This is a genomic window from Pseudarthrobacter enclensis (assembly GCF_030811655.1).
GTDB lineage: Bacteria > Actinomycetota > Actinomycetes > Actinomycetales > Micrococcaceae > Arthrobacter > Arthrobacter enclensis_A.
In genome coordinates this window covers 99,861-117,105 of the sequence record NZ_JAUSRE010000014.1, presented here as the reverse complement: position 1 = coordinate 117,105, position 17,245 = coordinate 99,861, and the positions used below count along the sequence as shown (strand labels likewise).

20 protein-coding genes and 1 riboswitch are annotated in these 17,245 nt (G+C 66.0%); of the genes, 12 read left to right on the top strand and 8 right to left on the bottom strand.

The genetic code is table 11. The annotated features are described in order from the left end of the window. Nucleotides 1-147 precede the first annotated feature (147 nt). Nucleotides 148-1,242 carry a glycoside hydrolase family 16 protein gene (locus J2X98_RS14285; protein ID WP_307309326.1) on the bottom strand — a complete coding sequence of 365 codons (1,095 nt, stop codon included), beginning with the start codon at nt 1,240-1,242 and terminating at the stop codon, nt 148-150. A 5-nt stretch (nt 1,243-1,247) separates the two neighbouring features. Next, nucleotides 1,248-1,397: riboswitch (cyclic di-AMP (ydaO/yuaA leader) on the bottom strand. A 375-nt stretch (nt 1,398-1,772) separates the two neighbouring features. Here J2X98_RS14285 and rpsF point away from each other — a divergent pair. From rpsF to J2X98_RS14255, 6 genes are all read left to right on the top strand, one after another. Next, nucleotides 1,773-2,078 (top strand): 30S ribosomal protein S6, encoded by a 306-nt coding sequence (gene rpsF / locus J2X98_RS14280; RefSeq protein ID WP_015939036.1) that lies wholly within the window; start codon nt 1,773-1,775, stop codon nt 2,076-2,078. 73 nt (nt 2,079-2,151) lie between these two features. Then, nucleotides 2,152-2,724 carry a single-stranded DNA-binding protein gene (locus J2X98_RS14275; RefSeq protein ID WP_141944878.1) on the top strand — a complete coding sequence of 191 codons (573 nt, stop codon included), beginning with the start codon at nt 2,152-2,154 and terminating at the stop codon, nt 2,722-2,724. A 124-nt stretch (nt 2,725-2,848) separates the two neighbouring features. Next, entirely contained in the window at nt 2,849-3,088 is a 240-nt protein-coding gene (rpsR, locus tag J2X98_RS14270) for a 30S ribosomal protein S18 (RefSeq protein WP_003800144.1), read from the top strand. 17 nt (nt 3,089-3,105) lie between these two features. After that, nucleotides 3,106-3,558, top strand: a complete 453-nt coding sequence (gene rplI / locus J2X98_RS14265) for a 50S ribosomal protein L9 (RefSeq protein WP_018769834.1) — start codon at nt 3,106-3,108, stop codon at nt 3,556-3,558. 92 nt (nt 3,559-3,650) lie between these two features. Next, nucleotides 3,651-4,499 carry a PhzF family phenazine biosynthesis protein gene (locus J2X98_RS14260; RefSeq protein WP_307309323.1) on the top strand — a complete coding sequence of 283 codons (849 nt, stop codon included), beginning with the start codon at nt 3,651-3,653 and terminating at the stop codon, nt 4,497-4,499. A 108-nt stretch (nt 4,500-4,607) separates the two neighbouring features. Then, nucleotides 4,608-5,234 (top strand): FMN reductase, encoded by a 627-nt coding sequence (locus J2X98_RS14255; RefSeq protein ID WP_307309321.1) that lies wholly within the window; start codon nt 4,608-4,610, stop codon nt 5,232-5,234. Here J2X98_RS14255 and J2X98_RS14250 read toward each other — a convergent pair. Next, nucleotides 5,231-5,797: a hypothetical protein gene (locus tag J2X98_RS14250; protein WP_307309319.1), complete on the bottom strand. Its 567-nt coding sequence runs from the start codon at nt 5,795-5,797 to the stop codon at nt 5,231-5,233. The genes J2X98_RS14255 and J2X98_RS14250 overlap by 4 nt on opposite strands. A 751-nt stretch (nt 5,798-6,548) precedes the next feature. On the opposite strand from J2X98_RS14250, the gene dnaB reads away from it, so the two are divergent. Further along, the gene (dnaB, locus tag J2X98_RS14245) at nt 6,549-7,931 is read left to right on the top strand and encodes a replicative DNA helicase (RefSeq protein WP_141944884.1); all 1,383 of its coding nucleotides are present in this window, start codon (nt 6,549-6,551) and stop codon (nt 7,929-7,931) included. Here dnaB and J2X98_RS14240 read toward each other — a convergent pair. Together J2X98_RS14240 and J2X98_RS14235 are read right to left on the bottom strand one after the other, a co-directional pair. Then, nucleotides 7,928-8,926 carry an acyl-CoA thioesterase gene (locus J2X98_RS14240; protein WP_141944885.1) on the bottom strand — a complete coding sequence of 333 codons (999 nt, stop codon included), beginning with the start codon at nt 8,924-8,926 and terminating at the stop codon, nt 7,928-7,930. The genes dnaB and J2X98_RS14240 overlap by 4 nt on opposite strands. A 129-nt stretch (nt 8,927-9,055) precedes the next feature. Next, complete coding sequence (locus J2X98_RS14235) at nt 9,056-9,490, bottom strand: DoxX family protein (RefSeq protein ID WP_307309315.1); 435 nt, start codon at nt 9,488-9,490, stop codon at nt 9,056-9,058. Nucleotides 9,491-9,598: 108 nt separating this feature from the next. Here J2X98_RS14235 and J2X98_RS14230 point away from each other — a divergent pair, with 108 nt between their 5' ends. From J2X98_RS14230 to J2X98_RS14220, 3 genes are all read left to right on the top strand, one after another. Further along, a complete protein-coding gene (locus J2X98_RS14230; protein WP_373460892.1) occupies nt 9,599-10,969 on the top strand; it encodes an MATE family efflux transporter in 1,371 nt (456 codons plus the stop codon). Between the two features lie 78 nt (nt 10,970-11,047). Then, nucleotides 11,048-11,632 (top strand): hypothetical protein, encoded by a 585-nt coding sequence (locus J2X98_RS14225; protein ID WP_174237557.1) that lies wholly within the window; start codon nt 11,048-11,050, stop codon nt 11,630-11,632. Nucleotides 11,633-11,731: 99 nt separating this feature from the next. Continuing rightward, entirely contained in the window at nt 11,732-12,109 is a 378-nt protein-coding gene (locus tag J2X98_RS14220) for a hypothetical protein (RefSeq protein ID WP_307309312.1), read from the top strand. A 1-nt stretch (nt 12,110) separates the two neighbouring features. Here the strand turns inward: J2X98_RS14220 and J2X98_RS14215 are convergent, their stop codons facing one another. Then, nucleotides 12,111-12,656, bottom strand: a complete 546-nt coding sequence (locus J2X98_RS14215) for a CGNR zinc finger domain-containing protein (RefSeq protein ID WP_307309310.1) — start codon at nt 12,654-12,656, stop codon at nt 12,111-12,113. 71 nt (nt 12,657-12,727) lie between these two features. Between J2X98_RS14215 and J2X98_RS14210 the strand changes: the two genes are divergently transcribed. Continuing rightward, a complete protein-coding gene (locus tag J2X98_RS14210; RefSeq protein WP_307309307.1) occupies nt 12,728-13,762 on the top strand; it encodes an EamA family transporter in 1,035 nt (344 codons plus the stop codon). Between the two features lie 151 nt (nt 13,763-13,913). Here the strand turns inward: J2X98_RS14210 and J2X98_RS14205 are convergent, their stop codons facing one another. After that, complete coding sequence (locus J2X98_RS14205; RefSeq protein ID WP_141944894.1) at nt 13,914-14,177, bottom strand: WXG100 family type VII secretion target; 264 nt, start codon at nt 14,175-14,177, stop codon at nt 13,914-13,916. A gap of 213 nt (nt 14,178-14,390) precedes the next feature. Between J2X98_RS14205 and J2X98_RS14200 the strand changes: the two genes are divergently transcribed. Continuing rightward, a complete protein-coding gene (locus tag J2X98_RS14200; RefSeq protein WP_221384378.1) occupies nt 14,391-14,663 on the top strand; it encodes a DUF2277 domain-containing protein in 273 nt (90 codons plus the stop codon). On the opposite strand, the gene J2X98_RS14195 is transcribed toward J2X98_RS14200, so the two are convergent. Together J2X98_RS14195 and J2X98_RS14190 are read right to left on the bottom strand one after the other, a co-directional pair. Then, the gene (locus tag J2X98_RS14195) at nt 14,644-16,989 is read right to left on the bottom strand and encodes a heavy metal translocating P-type ATPase (protein WP_307309300.1); all 2,346 of its coding nucleotides are present in this window, start codon (nt 16,987-16,989) and stop codon (nt 14,644-14,646) included. The genes J2X98_RS14200 and J2X98_RS14195 overlap by 20 nt on opposite strands. Nucleotides 16,990-17,014: 25 nt before the next feature. Next, nucleotides 17,015-17,242 carry a heavy-metal-associated domain-containing protein gene (locus J2X98_RS14190; protein WP_307309297.1) on the bottom strand — a complete coding sequence of 76 codons (228 nt, stop codon included), beginning with the start codon at nt 17,240-17,242 and terminating at the stop codon, nt 17,015-17,017. Between the last annotated feature and the right edge of the window lie 3 nt (nt 17,243-17,245).

Here is a 17,245-nt window from a genome sequence, read left to right as displayed (position 1 = left end):
TCATGAAACGACTGGGGGCAGAAACCATGCCGGGACCGACCGGCCAACACACCCTCATCCTGCAACAGGAACGGGCTACGAAAAAGGTAACGGGGCGACGGCGGGAGGTCCCGCCGTCGCCCCCCTCACCCGGTGGTAAGGGGCCGGCTACTGCCAGGCGCGCACGTAGTCCACCAGGACCTGGGACTGGGGTCCGTAGGCGGGGTTGGTGGATGAGGCGCCCACATTCAGGACGATGTACTGAGGGGCATTGCCGTCATTGGTGGGATAGGACTTAACTTTGACGCCGTCAAAATACACGTCCGACGAGTTGGCCATCCGGTGCAGCCCGAACGTGTGGTACTCGTTGGCCCAGTTGCCGCCGACGCCACCCTGGTTCTGCGAGCCGGACGACGAGTGGTAGTTAACGGTCATCTTGGCCTGGAGTACCTCGGCGATGTCATTCTCGCCGGTGGCGGGCCAGGACTGTCCCGTGGTCCAGAAGGCGGGCCAGTTGTAGAGCCCGTTGCCATTGCCCGGGAATTTGATGCGTGCCTCGACATAGCCGGTGGTGAACTGGAAGCCGCTGCCGGCACCGCCCTTGGGGTTGGTGGACACGAGGGCGCCGGACGTGGAAGAGCTGAGCCCCAGGACAAGGTTCCCGTTGGCCACCGAAACGTTGGAGGGGCTGGTGGAGACTTTGTTCATGGTGCCGCAGCCGGGCGAGAACCAGCAGCTGGCCCACTTGGCGCTGTCCAGGCCGTTTCCGTTGAACTCGTCCGCGAAGGTCATGGTCCAGTTGCCGGGAACGCCGGTCGGCATCGGAGTGCCGCTGTTTGCCAGCTGCGCCGCGGCGGGCGCCACGGCGATGGGGGAGTCGCCCGCGGGAGGCGGCCCGGCAGGTGCCGCCGCCGGGGCGGAGGGCTGGGCCGGGGAGGGTGCGGGTGCCGGAGGGGCCTCGACTGCGGGGGCGGGAGCCGGTGCGGCGGAGGGGGGAGCAGTCGCAGTTTGCGGCGTTGCTTCACTGCCGGTGCCGGCGGCGCTGGCCACTCGGGCCACGTCCGCCGTGTCATTGCCCTGGGCAAGGCCGAGGCCAAGGGACGCAGCGCCAAGGAGTGCGGCGGCGAGTCCGGCCGTGAGGGGCAAAGGCAGCCGGCTCACTTTTCGCTTGGCCGCCGGCATTGGCGGGGTGGCGGTGGCAGGGGCGGTTTCATTTTGATAACGGTGCGCCGGGTTCGCGCTGCTTTTAAGGAATGCGGGCATGGGGATTTACCTCTCAACGCCTGCGGAGTTAGCTGTCGGGTTCGGATGAGGCCATCCGGCCGCCTGGATGCGGCTTCACCCCGAGGGCAGGCGTAAGCCAGGCCCGTGACACTCGGGTCCCCCGCCTCTGCCTGGAAACTTGGTGGATCACGGAGGGGGCAGAGCTGGGCGTCCTCCGGGATTGAGGCCGGCTGGGGGCGGCCCCCCATGACCGTACACGACACGCCGGCGAAAATCACAATTAGGTAACGGGCCTCACGTCCTGGTGTACCGCTCAAGGGGTATCGCTTTCCCGGACGTGACGGGCGGCGGGTTATCCACATAGCCCGGCCAGGGACGCCGCGGCAGGCATCACGGGACTAGCCTAGAGTCAAGCGCGAATCGCCTATCGGGTCAAAATGCACTAGGATATTGAAGTCTGTGCTGCGTCCTGCCCCCGTTCCGGAGGCGAGGCATTGCATGGAATCGCAAATGAACCTCCTGTTACGGAAATGCCGTAACCGCTTAGCCCAAAGGAGGTGGGTTCACATATGCGTCCTTACGAATTGATGGTAATCATCGACCCCGAGGTCGAAGAGCGTACCGTTGAGCCGTCGCTTCAGAAGTTCCTGAACGTCATCACCAACGATGGTGGAACCATCGAGAAGGTTGACATCTGGGGCCGTCGCCGTCTGGCTTACGACATCAAGAAGAAGTCCGAAGGTATCTACGCCGTGGTGAACTTCACCGCCAAGCCGGAGACCGCCAAGGAACTTGACCGCCAGCTGTCTCTTAACGAGACCATCATGCGCACCAAGATCACCCGCCCCGAAGAGCAGAAGGTTGTTGCTGAGTAATTCAGCAATGGTCCTCATTCTTTACCCCGCAGGAAACGCACTCTTCACCCAGGATCGAACAAGGAGGCAGTAGATGGCAGGCGAGACCACCATTACGGTCATCGGTAACCTCACCAATGACCCGGAATTGCGGTTCACACCGTCGGGTTCCGCAGTAGCGAACTTCACCATTGCTTCCACCCCCCGTACCTTTGATCGCCAGTCCAACGAGTGGAAGGACGGGGAGACCCTGTTCCTCCGCGCCGCGGTGTGGCGTGAAGCAGCCGAGAACGTTGCCGAATCCCTGACCAAGGGAATGCGCGTTATCGTGACCGGCCGCCTGAAGAGCCGTTCCTACGAAACAAAAGAAGGCGAAAAGCGCACCGTTATCGAGCTTGAGGTCGACGAAATCGGCCCCAGCCTGCGCTACGCAAATGCCAAGGTCAACCGTACCCAGCGCTCCGGCGGCCAGGGTGGCGGCGGCTTCGGCGGTGGCGGCGGCGGTGGCTTCGGAGGCGGCAACTCTGGTGGAAACCAGGGCGGCAACTCCGGTGGAGGCTGGGGCGGCGGCAACCAGCAGGCTGCACAGGACGATCCCTGGGCCACGCCCGGTGTGTCCAACGCAGGCGGCTGGGGCAACGGCCCCGATTCCGAACCTCCCTTCTAAACCCAAACAACGGCCCGGCGCCGGGACGGCAAGGGTGCGCAACGCACTCAAGCTGCTGCCGCCGTCGGACCACCACCATCCCGTGGATCAATATCCACGGGCTCCCTAGAATAGGAGCTCCACGATGGCTAAGGCTGAACTCCGTAAGCCCAAACCAAAGTCCAACCCCTTGAAGGCCGCTGACATCACTGTCATCGACTACAAGGACGTAGCATTGCTGCGCAAGTTCATCTCCGACCGCGGCAAGATCCGCGCCCGTCGCGTTACCGGCGTTACGGTGCAGGAACAGCGCAAGATCGCCCAGGCAATCAAGAACGCCCGCGAAGTTGCTCTGCTGCCTTACTCCGGCGCTGGCCGCGGCTAAGGAAGGGATTAACTAACATGGCAAAGCTCATTTTGACCCACGAAGTCACCGGTCTCGGTGCAGCTGGCGATGTTGTCGAGGTCAAGGACGGTTACGCACGTAACTACCTCCTGCCGCGCAACTTCGCCCTGACCTGGTCGAAGGGTGGCGAGAAGCAGGTTGAGTCCATCAAGGCTGCCCGCGCCGCCCGCGAGCACGCTTCCCTGGAAGATGCTCAGAAGCAGGCTGCTGCGCTGTCCGCCAAGCCGGTCAAGCTGGTCGTCAAGGCTGGCGAGTCCGGCCGCCTGTTCGGCACCGTCAAGCAGGGCGACGTTGCTGACGCTGTTGAGGCCGCTGGCCTTGGCAAGATCGACAAGCGCAAGGTTGAACTGCCCGCACACATCAAGTCGGTCGGTTCCTACCAGGCCAACGTCCGCCTCCACGCTGACGTTGCCGCTGTGATCGAGCTCGACGTAGTGGCAGGCAAGTAGCCCTACGGCCCGGCAGTTACGACTGCAGAAGACCCCCATCGCCGGATTCCGGCGGTGGGGGTCTTCGCATGTGCCGGTGGTAACCTGCTCCGGTGAATCCGACAGCGCGCAGCCGCCCCTTCCAGCAGGTCGACGTTTTCTCCGGCCAGCCCTACCGGGGCAACCCGCTCGCCGTTGTCCTTGATGCCGAGGGCCTGGACTCAGCAACGATGCAGCAGTTTGCGAACTGGACCAACCTTTCTGAAAGCACCTTCCTCCTGCCGCCGAAGGACCCGCGCGCCGACTACCGGGTCGGGATCTTCACGGGCACGGAAGAGTTTCCCTTCGCGGGGCACCCAACGCTGGGCTCGGCCCATACGTGGTTGGAAGCCGGCGGAGTTCCCAAATCCGACGGCTGCGTGGTGCAGGAATGCGCTGCCGGGCTGGTCCGGGTAAAGCGCGACGGCGGCAGGCTGGCTTTCGCCGCGCCGCCCCTGACACGATTCGGCGCCGTGGAAGCGTCGGTCCGGCGGCAGCTGGCCGCGGCGCTAAGGGTGCGGGCAGAAGACGTCCTCGACGCGTCCTGGCTGGTGAACGGTCCCGAATGGATCGGGGTCCTGCTCGAGACTGCCGAGCAGGTGTTGGCCCTCGCGCCGGACTATACGGCCATGGGCAACCTGAAGATCGGTGCCATTGGTCCTTGCCCTGCCGGCGACGGGCCCGACTTCGAAGTCCGCACGTTCCTGCCCGGTGATGCGATGGCGGAGGATCCTGTCACCGGCAGCTTCAATGCCGGAGCAGCGCAGTGGCTGATGGAGACCGGCAGGGCCCCGGAGCGGTACGTGGCGTCGCAGGGGACTGTCCTGGGCCGGGCGGGCCGCATCCACGTCAGTGCCGAAGATGGGGACATCTGGGTGGGCGGCTACTCCACCACCGGCATTCGGGGAAGCGTGATGCTCTAACAGGGGCAGGCCTGTTAGTCGGGCGGGAATACTTTCCTGGCGCAAGCAGTTCACTCATGTAGATGCAAACGCATATATGATGGATAGAACAAGCACCAGGAGAATGCCATGGAAACCCGCCGCATCACCGTCCTTTCTGCAGGGCTCGGCGTACCCTCCTCCAGCCGCCTGCTGGCGGACCAGTTGGCAGCAGCTGCCCGGCGCCAGCTTATGGCCGGCGGATACCAGGTGGACGTGGACGTCGTGGAGCTCCGCGACCTGGCCGTGGACATTGCCAACAACTTCGTCACCGGCTACGCCGCCCCCCGCCTGGCGGAGGTGATCGCAGCGGTGGAGGCATCGGACGGAATCATCGCGGTGACCCCTGTGTTCAGTGCGTCCTACAGTGGCCTCTTCAAGTCCTTCATAGATGTTCTGGACCCCAAGTCGCTGGACGGAAAGGCGGTCCTGCTGGGCGCCACCGGCGGCACCGACCGGCACCAGATGGTCCTTGACTACGCCATGCGGCCGCTGTTCAGCTACCTCCGCACCCGCATGGCTGCCACCGGCGTCTTTGCAGGACCCCAGGACTGGGGGAGCGCTGAAGAGGGCGGAGGGTCGCTCGGGGACCGGATTGAACGCGCCGCCGGCGAGTTCACACGGCTGCTCGAAGGGCCCCAGCCCGGCAGGCAGCCCGCTCCGCTGGAGTCCCTCCCGTTCGAGCAGTTGCTCGCCGGCATTGCTGGGCCGCGCTAATCGTCCAGCAGGGCGATGAACTCCCGTGCCTGCGTGATTGAAATATCAGAGTGCCGCGTCAAGGCGTTCGCCGCGGCCTCCGTCTCACCGTTGCGGGCCAGGGTCCGGATCCTGCCGTAGATCTCGTCGTTGAGCATGTTGCTGCTTACTTCCCGGGTGACATCGCCCTTGCTGGCAATGGCGCGGTAGCGGTACGGGAACCGCGTTGGTTGGTCCTCGTCTTGTTCGGCGACCTGCTGCGGCGCCTGGCTCCGACAGGGCTGCGGGTGGGCAGTGAGAGCGCCGACGGCATCACGTGATGCCCGGACGCCGTCTCCTGTGACCTCGTGGTAAAGCTTGATGGCGGCCAAGCCCTGGTCCTGGGCGATCAGGGCGTAGAGCCGACGGTGTTGGTCTTCCGACAGCCTGTCGGCCGCTGCGCGGGCAAGCTCCTTGGCGGAGACGGAAGGCTGGGGCCGGGCGGCATCATCGGCTGTTCTGCGTTTCCGGGCCGCGCGGTAGGCCAGCGTGACCCCCGCTACCACCGCGAGCAGGATAAGGACCGGGACCGCGAGGGATTCCATTTTCACAAGCCGTTCTGTGTAACTTCCTGGCCGCTGCCAGGTGCGGTTGCCGAGCCGGCCCTTCGGCCGGCCTTATCTTCCTGCTGCCGGTTGCGCTCCTGCACTCCCGGGCGTACCTAGATATTAAGCCTGATCCTGGTTATCCACAGCAATATGTACCGGGCCGCGTACAGGTCCGGGGGGGATTGCACAAAATCCAGACGCGGAATATGAGGAGCGCCACGCTTCCGCTCCTGACCCTTTCGAAGGCGACGGACTCCTCCCCGCACACCCAAGCACCCGGCCCACCCCTGTGGATGAAATTCCCTGGAAGAAATATTCAGTCCACATGCGGCCTGCAGTGTTTTCGCAGGTCAGACGGGCGATGCTGCTCAAATTTTTATTTTGTCCACAGATTTCCCCACAGGCTGTGCACAAGCTATGCCACATACTGCACAGGTTATCCACAGAGGTCGTGGCATGTTGGCTTTGCCGCTGGCGCAACCGGGGCTACCGTAGCGGGGTACCTGTTCTTCGCGGCCGGACTACGGGTGTTCCAGCTGCAGCCTGGACGCGGCCCTCCACCAGTTTTCCACACCCTCTGTGGAAAACTGTGGAATCTGGGGATAAGTCCCGGTCGGAGGTGTGGCCGACCCCGCATCCGATTGTCGGGGCCTGGTTGTAAACCTGGACAGGTGGCGGCGGTTGTATTGGCGGCTGCGAACAGGATGGACCACCGGGGCACACCCGGTACAAATGGAGGACGGCAGCTTTGTCAATCGCGCATCTGGACCCCGTCGAGGCAACCCGTGGATCGGATGCGAGCCGCAAACCTCCCCAGGACATCGCGGCCGAACAGTCGGTCCTGGGCGGCATGATGCTGTCCAAGGATGCCATTGCGGATGTGGTGGAGATCCTCCGCGGGCAGGATTTCTACCGCCCGGCACACGAGACCATCTATGAGGCCATCATCGACCTCTACGGCCGGGGCGAGCCCGCGGACGCCGTCACTGTGTCCGACGAGCTGACCAAGCGCGCTGAGATCAACAGGATCGGCGGCCCGGCCTACCTCCACGAGCTCATCCAGACCGTTCCCACCGCGGCCAACGCCGGGTATTACGCGGAGATCGTGGCCGAGCGCGCAGTGCTCCGCCGGCTGGTAAACGCCGGAACCAAGATCGTGCAGCTGGGTTATGGCTCCGACGGCGAGGTGGAGGACCTGGTCAACCAGGCGCAGGCAGAGGTTTATGCCGTAGCGGAACGCCGCACCGCCGAAGACTATGTGGTGCTGAAGGACGTCATGGAGTCAACGGTGGACGAGATCGAGGCGTCCGGCCACCGCGGGGAGGGCATGACCGGTGTGCCCACCGGCTTCTACGAACTTGATGAACTGACCCACGGACTACACCCGGGCCAGATGATCGTCATCGCCGCCCGCCCGGCCGTCGGTAAATCCACCTTTGCCTTGGATTTCGCCCGCTCCGCAGCCATCAAGAACAACCTCTCCACGGTGATGTTCTCCCTGGAAATGGGCCGGAACGAGATCGCCATGCGCCTGCTCTCCGCCGAGGCCACCATTGGACTCCAGGACCTGCGCAAGGGAACCATCAAGGACGAACAGTGGTCGAAGATTGCCACCACCATGGGCAGGATGAACGATGCCCCGCTGTTCATTGACGACAGCCCCAATATGTCCCTGATGGAAATCCGGGCCAAGTGCCGCCGGCTGAAGCAGCAGCATGATCTCAAGCTGGTCATCCTCGACTACCTGCAGCTGATGAGCTCAGGCAAGAAGGTGGAATCGCGCCAGCAGGAAGTTTCCGAGTTTTCCCGTGCGCTCAAGCTCCTCGCCAAGGAACTCCAGGTGCCCGTGATCGCCCTGTCGCAGCTGAACCGTGGCTCGGAACAGCGCCAGGACAAGCGGCCCATGGTCTCTGACCTCCGTGAGTCAGGTTCCATCGAACAGGACGCCGACATGGTGATCCTGCTGCACCGTGAAGACGTCTATGACAAGGAATCGCCCCGCGCAGGGGAAGCGGACATCCTGGTGGCCAAGCACCGTAACGGCCCCACCAAAGACATCGTGGTGGCGTTCCAGGGCCATTACTCCCGATTCGCCAACATGGCGGGCGACTCGGGGGGCGGCGGCTTCTAGGCTCCGTTAGCGGCGGCTGCGGGAGCCGCGCCGGCCAGCAGGTGGTTGGGCAGCCGGTTGCCCGGAGCTGTCCCCCGGATTTCCAGGAGCTCGCGGGCATGTGCGTGGAGCCGCTTGTCCTCCCCGCTGACCGGCACCCAGGCGGGGACCGGCACCGAGTTGCCGTCGCCGTCGCGGGCCACCATCACCGTGAGGCAGTACGTGGTGAGGTGCAGCTCCCGGCCCTTTGGGTCGCCGGACCGGACGTGGACAGCGATATGCATGCCCTTGGTGCCGGTGTAGACCAGCCGGGCTTCGACCTCCACCACATGGCCGATCAGCAGGGGCCGGTAGAAGCGCACGCCGCCGGAGAAGACTGCAACGGTGTCCCGTCCGCAGTAGCGTGAGGCACACACATAGGCGGCCTCGTCGATCCATTTCATGACGATGCCGCCATGGACCTTGCCGCCCCAATTAACGTCGGTGGGGGCGGCCATGAAGCGCAAGGTCACCCGCTCCGCCGTTCCGGCATCGGTATATTCCTGCCCGTTCATAGCTTCGACGATCCGCTCACGGACCTTGATCCTGGCCAGCGCGTGGTCGCGCTGCTCGATCTCGGCAGGCGTCGCGGGCTCGAACTGCTGCACTGGAATGGGTTTGCCGTCCTCGCCGACGGCCACAAAGATCACCATGCACTGACTGCGCATCGTGGCCGGGCCGCCCTTCGGATCCCCGGACGAGACCACGGTGTGGATGTGCATGGAGGACCGGCCCGTGTAGACGATCGTGGCCTCCACTTCCACCATGTCGCCGCTGTTGACTGGATCGGCAAAGTGGATGTTTCCCACGTAGGCGGTCACGCAGTAGGACTTGGCCCATCCCACCGCTGCGGCATACGCAGCCTTGTCCACCCACTCGAGCACGGTGCCGGCGTCCACGGAGCCGCTGTGGCCCACGTCGGTGGGAGCGGCCAGGAATCGGAGGGTTACGGAGTTGGGGCGGCCGGTCTCAGTCATGCTGCGATCTTACTGACGGCGCAGGTTACCGGCCGGTTCGGTCCTGCGGGGGACTGCCGGCGGTTAAAGTGCGGCGGCGGCCGCGCACCCGGGTGCACAACCGCCGTCGCAGGTCTCTGGAAGAGTCCGCTAGGCCAGGACTGACAACCTCGAATTGCTGCGGCTGAAGAGGAGGCGGTCGAGGGACAGGCGGCCGGCGCCGGTGAGCGCCAGTGCGAAGGCTGCTGTGGCCAGGAGCAGGACAAGCTCATATCCTCCGTTTGCGGCGAAGATACCTGCCGGGGCATGCACCAAGAAGAGGGCGCCCAGCATGTCCAGGACAAGGAGTGCGGCAACCACGCGGGTGAGGACCCCAAGGATCAGGGCAATACCGCCTGCCAGTTCAAGGACCGCAACGGCGGGCGCCATGACGTCGGCGGCCGGTACGCCCATCTTGGCGAACGACGCCTGGGTGCCGGCTATGGTCCACTCAGTGAACTTCTGCCACCCGTGGGCCGCGAAGAGGAAGCCGAGGATGATCCGAAGGGCGGTAAGGGCTGTGGTGGTCAGTCGTGAATGGTTCATGGATCCCACTCTCTCCAAGAGATAGTTGAACTGTCAACTATCTCTTTGGATTTGTGGGCCTTCTCATGACGGCTCCTTTCCATGGGTTGCCCCGGTTAGGCTGGCACCGTGCCCCACCAGCCTGCTCCCACGTCCACGTCCACGTCCACGTCCGCGGCCGGAAGCCGGGGGCCGGCCAGGGAGATCCTCCGCCTCGCCGTTCCGGCCTTCGGTGCACTGGTGGCGGAGCCCCTCTTCCTGTTGGCGGATTCCGCCATCGTGGGACACCTCGGCGTCGCCCAGCTCGCGGGAGTGGGGCTCGCCTCCGCCGTGCTGCAGACCATTGTGGGGCTCATGGTCTTCCTGGCTTACTCCACGACGCCCGCTGTTGCCCGGGCCCTGGGCGAGGGGCAGTTGGGCAAGGCCCTCGCAGCGGGGCGCGACGGCGTCTGGCTGGCACTGCTCCTCGGCGTGTTCCTCGCAGCTGCCGGCTTCGCGGCTGCTGACCCGCTCATCGGCCTGCTTGGTGCCGAAGACAGCGTTCGGACCTATGCCATCGAATACTTCCGATGGTCCATGCCGGGCCTGGTGGCGATGCTGTTGATCTTTGCCGGCACCGGGGTGCTCCGAGGGTTGCAGGACACCCGGACGCCCCTGGTGGTGGCTACTGCCGGCTTCGGTGCGAACATCGTGCTGAACCTCTGGCTTGTCTATGGTTTGGGCCTGTCGGTGGTGGGTTCGGCCCTGGGCACCAGTGTTGCGCAATGGGCCATGGCAGCGGTGTATGTAGTGATGGTGCGCCGGAGCGCCGTGCGCCACGGCGTGGCCCTGCTGCCAAGTTGGCGGGGCATCCGCACCATGACGCGCGTGGGCTCATGGCTCATGCTGCGTACTCTCAGCCTCCGCACCGCCATCCTGGCGACGGTGCTGGTGGCCACCGCGCAGGGTGAAGTCAACCTCGCAGCCCACCAGCTGGCCATGACCATTTTTTCGTTCCTTGCGTTCGCCCTGGACGCCCTGGCAATCGCCGCGCAGGCGCTCATTGGGAAAGAGCTTGGCGCGTCCAACGCGGCGCGGGCAAGGCTGTTGACCGGCACCATGATCCGCTGGGGCGCGGGTTTCGGGGTGGTGACCGGCCTGCTCCTGGCCGCGGCAGCCCCCTGGGCCGGTGCGCTGTTCACGCCCGACCCGCAGGTGCAGCACGTCCTGGCCCTTGCCCTCTGGGTCCTGGCCGCCGGCCAGCCCATTGCCGGCTACGTCTTTGTCCTGGACGGTGTGCTGATCGGCGCCGGCGACGCGCAGTATCTCGCCCTGGCCGGCCTGGTGAACCTTGGCGTCTACTCGCCGCTGCTGGTATGGGTTGCCCTGTCCGGCGCCGCGGGGGCTCCCGGGCTCGGCTGGCTTTGGGCGGTTTTCGCGCTTGGGTACATGGCGGCACGCGCGGTAACCCTGGGCCTGCGTGCCCGGTCAGACCGGTGGATGGTGCTCGGTGCGGGCTGAACCGCGGTTGCGCCTACCGAAGGGCCCCGGGCAGCCCGTCCGGTTAGACCTCCCAGCAGCCCCCACTAAACTGGACCGGTGACGCAACCATCCACCCCCGCGGGCGCTGCTCCCGCAACCACCCCCCGCATCGACCTCTGGAGGCCGGTCCTGCTCCGCGCCGCCGCTGCCCTGGTGTTTGGCGCAGTGACGGTCTTCTGGACGTCTCCCTCCGTTGAGGTCATGGGCTGGGCCGGCGGCCTTTACCTGCTGGCGGCCGGCCTGGTGTCCCTGCGGACCGTCCCGGCAGCGGGGCTCGCACAGAACTCGGGCAAGATGCTGTCCGCCGCCGGAGCGGTCCTGGCCGGTGCCGGCTTCGCCGTGCTCCTCCTGCACAGTGACCTGTTATTCGGGGTGATAGCAGCCCTGGGTCTGGGAGTGGCAGGCCTCCTCGAACTCGCCTGCGGCCTGCGGCACAGGGGCCGCCATGTGCTTGGGCGTGACTGGATCGCGTCCGGGGTCATCGGGATTGGCACAGCGGCGCTGCTGCCGTTCTTCGTCAGCCTCGGCGCCCATGCCCTGCTTGGCGTCACCGGCGGAGGAGCGATTGTTTCGGGCGTCCTGTGGGTACTTTCGGGCCTGACGCTGCGGCATGATGCCCGCGGCGTTGCAGGAAAGCCGTAAACTAGGGGGAGTGCCCTTCTACTTTCTGTAGAAAGATTGGCGCGACACCGCAATTCGTACACCAGGCCGGCCCAGCGCCGCCTGCAGGGAGGAACCACCGTGGCTGACCAGCATCAGGGAAAACCGCGCAAGCTGCGGACCTCGGTGAAGGGGCCGCTGATGTTTTCCGCATTCTGGGCCGTTGTCGCCTTCGTCGCCGTATTGATCTTTGCCTCCGGCGGAAGCGCCCGTACGCCCCGGTTCGACCTTGCCTTCACCGCGGCGGGCATCGCCTTCATCGTCACCCTGGTGATCGCGGCAATGCTGTCGATGAGCTACAAGGAGAACGCTGAACACCTGGGCAAGGGGTCGGGCGTAAACCTGAGCTCGGCGCCCAAACCATCCCCGCAGGGCCGGCCCGGCCATGGGTTCGGTGCTCCCGGCAGCCAGGACCCGATGGCTTCGGGCGATGGCACGGGCGGACCAGACCGGGGCTAAGCTAGCCCGCCGCGGCCTGCCTGGCGCGGTAGGCGGCAACGTGGGCCCGGTTGGCGCAGTTGCCGGTATCGCAGTAGCGCTTGGACCGGTTCCGGCTCAGGTCCAGCACGGCGGCGTCGCAGTCCTCTGACGCGCACATGCGCAGCCGGTCCCTCTCCTTGCTTCGGATCACGTCAGCCAGGGCCATGGCAGCCTCGGTGCCCATCCGGTCCGCCAGCGGTGCCTCGCGCGCGGTGGCATGCAGGTGCCAGTCCCACCCGTCGTGCTTCATCAGCTGGGGCAGCGCGTTGGCGTCCCGCAGCAGCCGGTTGACCGCCTCCACGGCGGTGTCCTCGTCCGCCGTCCATACCGCGGCAAGTTCGCTGCGCAGCTGCCGCACGCTCTCGAGTTCGGCGGCATCCCTGCTGCGTGCCCCGGAGAATCCTTCAGCGTCCAGGAAGCTGTCCAGATCGGCAATGGAGGCCAGCCCCTCCCTGCCGTTCGTGGCCGTGTTGATGAGGTTCACCACCGTTCGCAGTGCCACTTCAGTGTCAGGGGCGAAAACCATGTTGACTCCTTACAGCACCGAAGCGTAGTGTCATGAGCATTACCCCACTTTACTCCTGACAGGAGGCAACGGTGCCTGCCGCCAAAAACCCCATCTCCGCCCCGGAGCTGCCCGGTACAAGGACCGGCTTCCTGGCATCCGGGCTCGGCATCGCGCTGTTCTCCTCTGCCGTCTTCGGCCTGTCCGGCTCGTTCGCCAAGTCCCTGCTGGAAACCGGCTGGTCCCCCGGGGCAGCCGTCACCGCCCGCCTCACAGGGGCCGCCCTAATCCTTGCGGTCCCCGCCGTGTCCGCACTTAAGGGGCGCTGGCACCAACTGCGGGACAACTGGCTCACCATTGTGCTGTTCGGGCTCGTCGGCGTGGCGGCCTGCCAGTTGTTCTACTTCAACGCGGTGGCGCGTCTGTCCGTGGGCGTCGCGCTCCTCCTGGAGTACCTGGCTCCGGTGATTATCGTGCTGTGGCTCTGGGCTGCCAGCCGCCGCCCGCGCGTGCTGACTGCCGGTGGGACGCTGCTGTCCCTGGCAGGGCTGGTCCTGGTCCTGGACCTCACAGGCGCCGTGAAGGTGGACGTGGTGGGGGTCCTTTGGGGCATGGCTGCAGCGGTATGCCTGGCCATCTACTTCTTCATCACGGCCAAGGAAAATGACACACTTCCGGCCATTGTGCTGGCGTCGGGCGGACTCATGGTGGGTGCCGCGGCCATGTGGCTCGCTGCCGCCACCGGCCTGCTCCCCATGGCCTTCAATACTGAGGACACCACACTGGGCGCCTGGACCACGCCCTGGTGGGTCTCCCTCGCGGGGCTGGTGGTGCTGGCCACCGTCCTGGCCTACGTCTCGGGCATCATGGCAGCCAGGGCCCTGGGTTCCAAGGTGGCCTCCTTCGTGTCACTCACCGAGGTTCTGTTTGCCGTGGTGTGGGCGTGGCTGCTGCTCGGGGAGCTGCCGGGCGCGATCCAGCTCCTGGGCGGCGTCCTGATCGTCGGTGGGGTCATCCTGGTCCGGCTCGACGAGCTGCGGGCCTCTGCCGCCCTGGCTGGCGGGAAGGCTGCGCAGACTGGGGCCTCACCGCTGGAGCACGCGAACGACGTCGAGCCCGTCCCTTAGCCGGGCCCGTCCCCTTAGGGGCGGCCCCAGTGAAGCCGGCCCCGGCCGTGGGCGCTGCGGCTCCTTGGCTGAGTGCCGACGTCGGACGCAAACAGGGAAGGGCAGGGACACCGCATGGTGTCCCTGCCCTTTCCGGATACCGGCGGTAAGCCTAGTGGGATGCCTGGCTCTGCTCCTCGGCGTTGCGCTTGGCCTGCGCGCCGGCTTCCTTCAGTGCCTCGGCAACCTTGGTGAGCATGGCGGTGTGGGTACCGGACCACTCGTTGCGGAACTTGGTGGCGTCCGGGCCTTCCCAGTTGGTGCTGCCCAGAACCTTGGTGAGAGTGGACTTCTGCGTCTCGATCTCGGACGCGCCTGCCTGAAGCTTGCTGCCGAGCTGGCGAAGCTGCTCAACGTCTGCACCCCAAATAGCCATCAGTTTCTCCTTGATAGGTCGTGGATCCGAACCAGATCGGCATCCCCAGCGGCCCCCCGGCTCATCCGGAAGATCCATTGCCTAAAACCTATCCCGGCCCCCAAACAGTGTCGATGGGCAGCGCTGCCCATGCCGGGCTTCCCATGGACGCCGGGTGGAGACCATGAAAAAAGGGGGTCGATCCCAGGCATTCGGAGAGCCTAGCATGGCGGTATGTGCCGGAATATCCGAACCCTCCACAACTTCGAGCCACACGCCACGTCCGAGGAAGTGCATGCGGCCGCACTGCAGTATGTCCGCAAGATCAGCGGCAGTACCAAGCCGTCCAAGGCCAACCAGGAAGCGTTTGACGAGGCCGTGCATGAGATCGCGCACATCACGCAGCATCTGCTGGATTCGCTGGTGACGCAGGCGCCGCCCAAGGACCGGGAGGCGGAGGCGGCCAAGGCGAGGGCCCGTGCCGCGGTCAGGTACGGTGCGGCCTGACCCTGGTCCTGGAGCGTGCCCCTTTGGCCTGGGCCTGGCTTTGGTGCCGTCCGAAGCTGCGCAGCCGCAGCGAGTTGGTGACCACCAGGACTGAGCTGGCAGCCATGGCGGCGCCCGCGATCATCGGGTTGAGCAGCCCCAGGGCGGCCACGGGGATTCCCACCGCGTTGTAGAAGAACGCCCAGAACAGGTTGGTCTTGATGGTGGAAAGGGTCCTCCGGGACAGTTCGATGGCCTGCGCCACCTGGGCAAGGTCGCTGCCCATCACCGTCAGGTCCGCGGCTTCGATGGCCACGTCCGTCCCTGAACCCATGGCAATGCCCAGGTCGGCCTGCGCCAGTGCGGCGGCATCGTTGACGCCGTCTCCCGCCATGGCCACCGTCGCGCCGCCGGCCTGGAGCGTCCGCACTGCCTCGACTTTCCCTTCCGGCAGGACGCCGGCGTAGACATCGCCGGGAGCGATACCGACGGCGGCAGCAACCCGGGCAGCGACCGCGGCATTGTCCCCGGTCAGCAGGATGGGCCGCAGGCCCAGCCCTTTCAGGCGCGCGACGGCGTCGGCGGAACCTTCCTTGACGGTGTCCCGCAGGCTGATGATTCCGCCCGGGGTGCCGTCAACTGCCACGCAGATGGCGGTGGCACCCCCTTCCTCGGCAGCCGCGAGCTGCGCCTGTTGCGAGGCATCCAGCGCGATTCCGTTCCCCAGCAGCCAACCGCTCCGACCGGCCATTACGTGCCTGCCCTCAACGGTTCCGGACACTCCGCCGCCCGGGGCGGAAGCGAAATCCTGCACCTGCGGGAGGATGCCGCCGTCGTTCACAGCATCTCCCGACCGTGCGGCCGACGCCGCTGCTGCCGCAATGGCGTGTGCCACCGGGTGTTCGGAGGCGGCCTCCACGGCTCCCGCCAGACGGAGGACCTCGCGGTCATGGAAACCACTGAAGGCTGACATGGCATCCACGGCCAGGACGCCCGTGGTGACGGTCCCGGTCTTGTCCAGCAGGATGGTGTCCACCGTGCGGGTGTCCTCCAGGACCTGCGGGCCCTTGATCAGGATGCCCAGCTGTGCACCCCGTCCGGTGCCGGTGAGCAGGCCCACCGGGGTGGCCAGGCCGAGGGCGCAGGGGCAGGCAATCACCAGGACGGCGACGGCGGCCGTGAAGGCTTGCCGCAGATGGCCGCCATCGGCGTCCGGACCGGCCAATAGGAGCCAGAGCACGAACGTCAGGGCGGCGATGCCCAGGACCACCGGGACGAAGACGGCGCTGATGCGGTCCGCGAGCCGTGCGATGGGGGCCTTGCCGGTCTGGGCCTGCGACACCAGCCGGGCCATCTGGGCAAGGGTGGTCTCGGAGCCGACCCGGGTGGCCCGCACCAGCAGGCGGCCGGACGTGTTGATGGTGGCACCGGTGACCCGGCTGTCCGGACCGACCTCCACGGGAACCGATTCGCCGGTGACCAGGGAGGCGTCCACGGCGGAAGCGCCGTCCACCACCACCCCATCGGTGGCTATCTTCTCACCCGGGCGGACCACCAGGACGTCGCCCACCCGCAGACGCTCGGCGGGAATCTTCTGTTCGCTTCCGTTGCGCAGGACCGTGGCGTCTTTGGCCCCCAGGTTCAGCAGGGCCTGCAGGGCGTCCCCGGCCTTCTTTTTGGCGTTGGCCTCCAGGTACCGGCCCAGGAGCAGGAATGCAGTGACCACGGAGGCAACCTCGAAGTACAGGCCGCCGGACATGTCCTCCATGCCCGGATGCGCCGTCATGCCGGGGTCGGCCAGCAGCTGCCACGCTGAAAACAGGTACGCCGCCGCCACTCCGAGGGACACCAGCGTGTCCATGGTGGAGGCGAGGTGCCGGGCGTTGATGGCAGCCGCGCGGTGGAAGGGCCAGGCCGCCCACGTGACCACCGGCAGCGCCAGTACCGCAGCCACCCAGCCCCAGTTGGGGAACTGGAGCGCCGGGACCATGCTCACCAGGAACACCGGGACGGTCAGGATGGCGGCCAGGACCAGGCGCGGGCGAAGCCGGGAAGCGGGAATCGCGGCTGGCTGGTCCGCGGGCCCGGTTTCCGGAGCAGGGGTGTGTTGTGGCCGGACTTTTGCCTTGTAACCAGCTGCTTCCACCGTTGCGGTGAGCTGCTCGTCAGTGATGCCCTCCGGGACCGTGACGTAGGCCGACTCGAGTGGCAGGTTGACGGTGGCGGCCACTCCCTCGAGCTTGCCGAGCTTCTTCTCCACGCGGTTGACGCAGGAGGCGCAGGTCATCCCCTCGATGTCCAGTTCGACAACGCGGGTGCCCGGCGGGTGCAGCAGTTCCTGGCTCATGTCACCTTTCAGTGTTGGGGGGGGTCTAGGCTTCGTTGGCCACCACCAGGTAGCCGGCTTCGGCGACGGCTTCGCCGATTTCCGCGGGGGAGAGTTCCTTGCCTGAAGTGATGGTCACGGTGGAGATACCGCCGGCGTTCAGGTCCACGGCCACTGCTTCAACGCCGTCGATGGCTTCCAGTTCTTCGCTGACTGCCGACACGCAGTGTCCGCAGGTCATGCCCGAGACGCTGACGGTTGTGGTGGTGCTCATGGC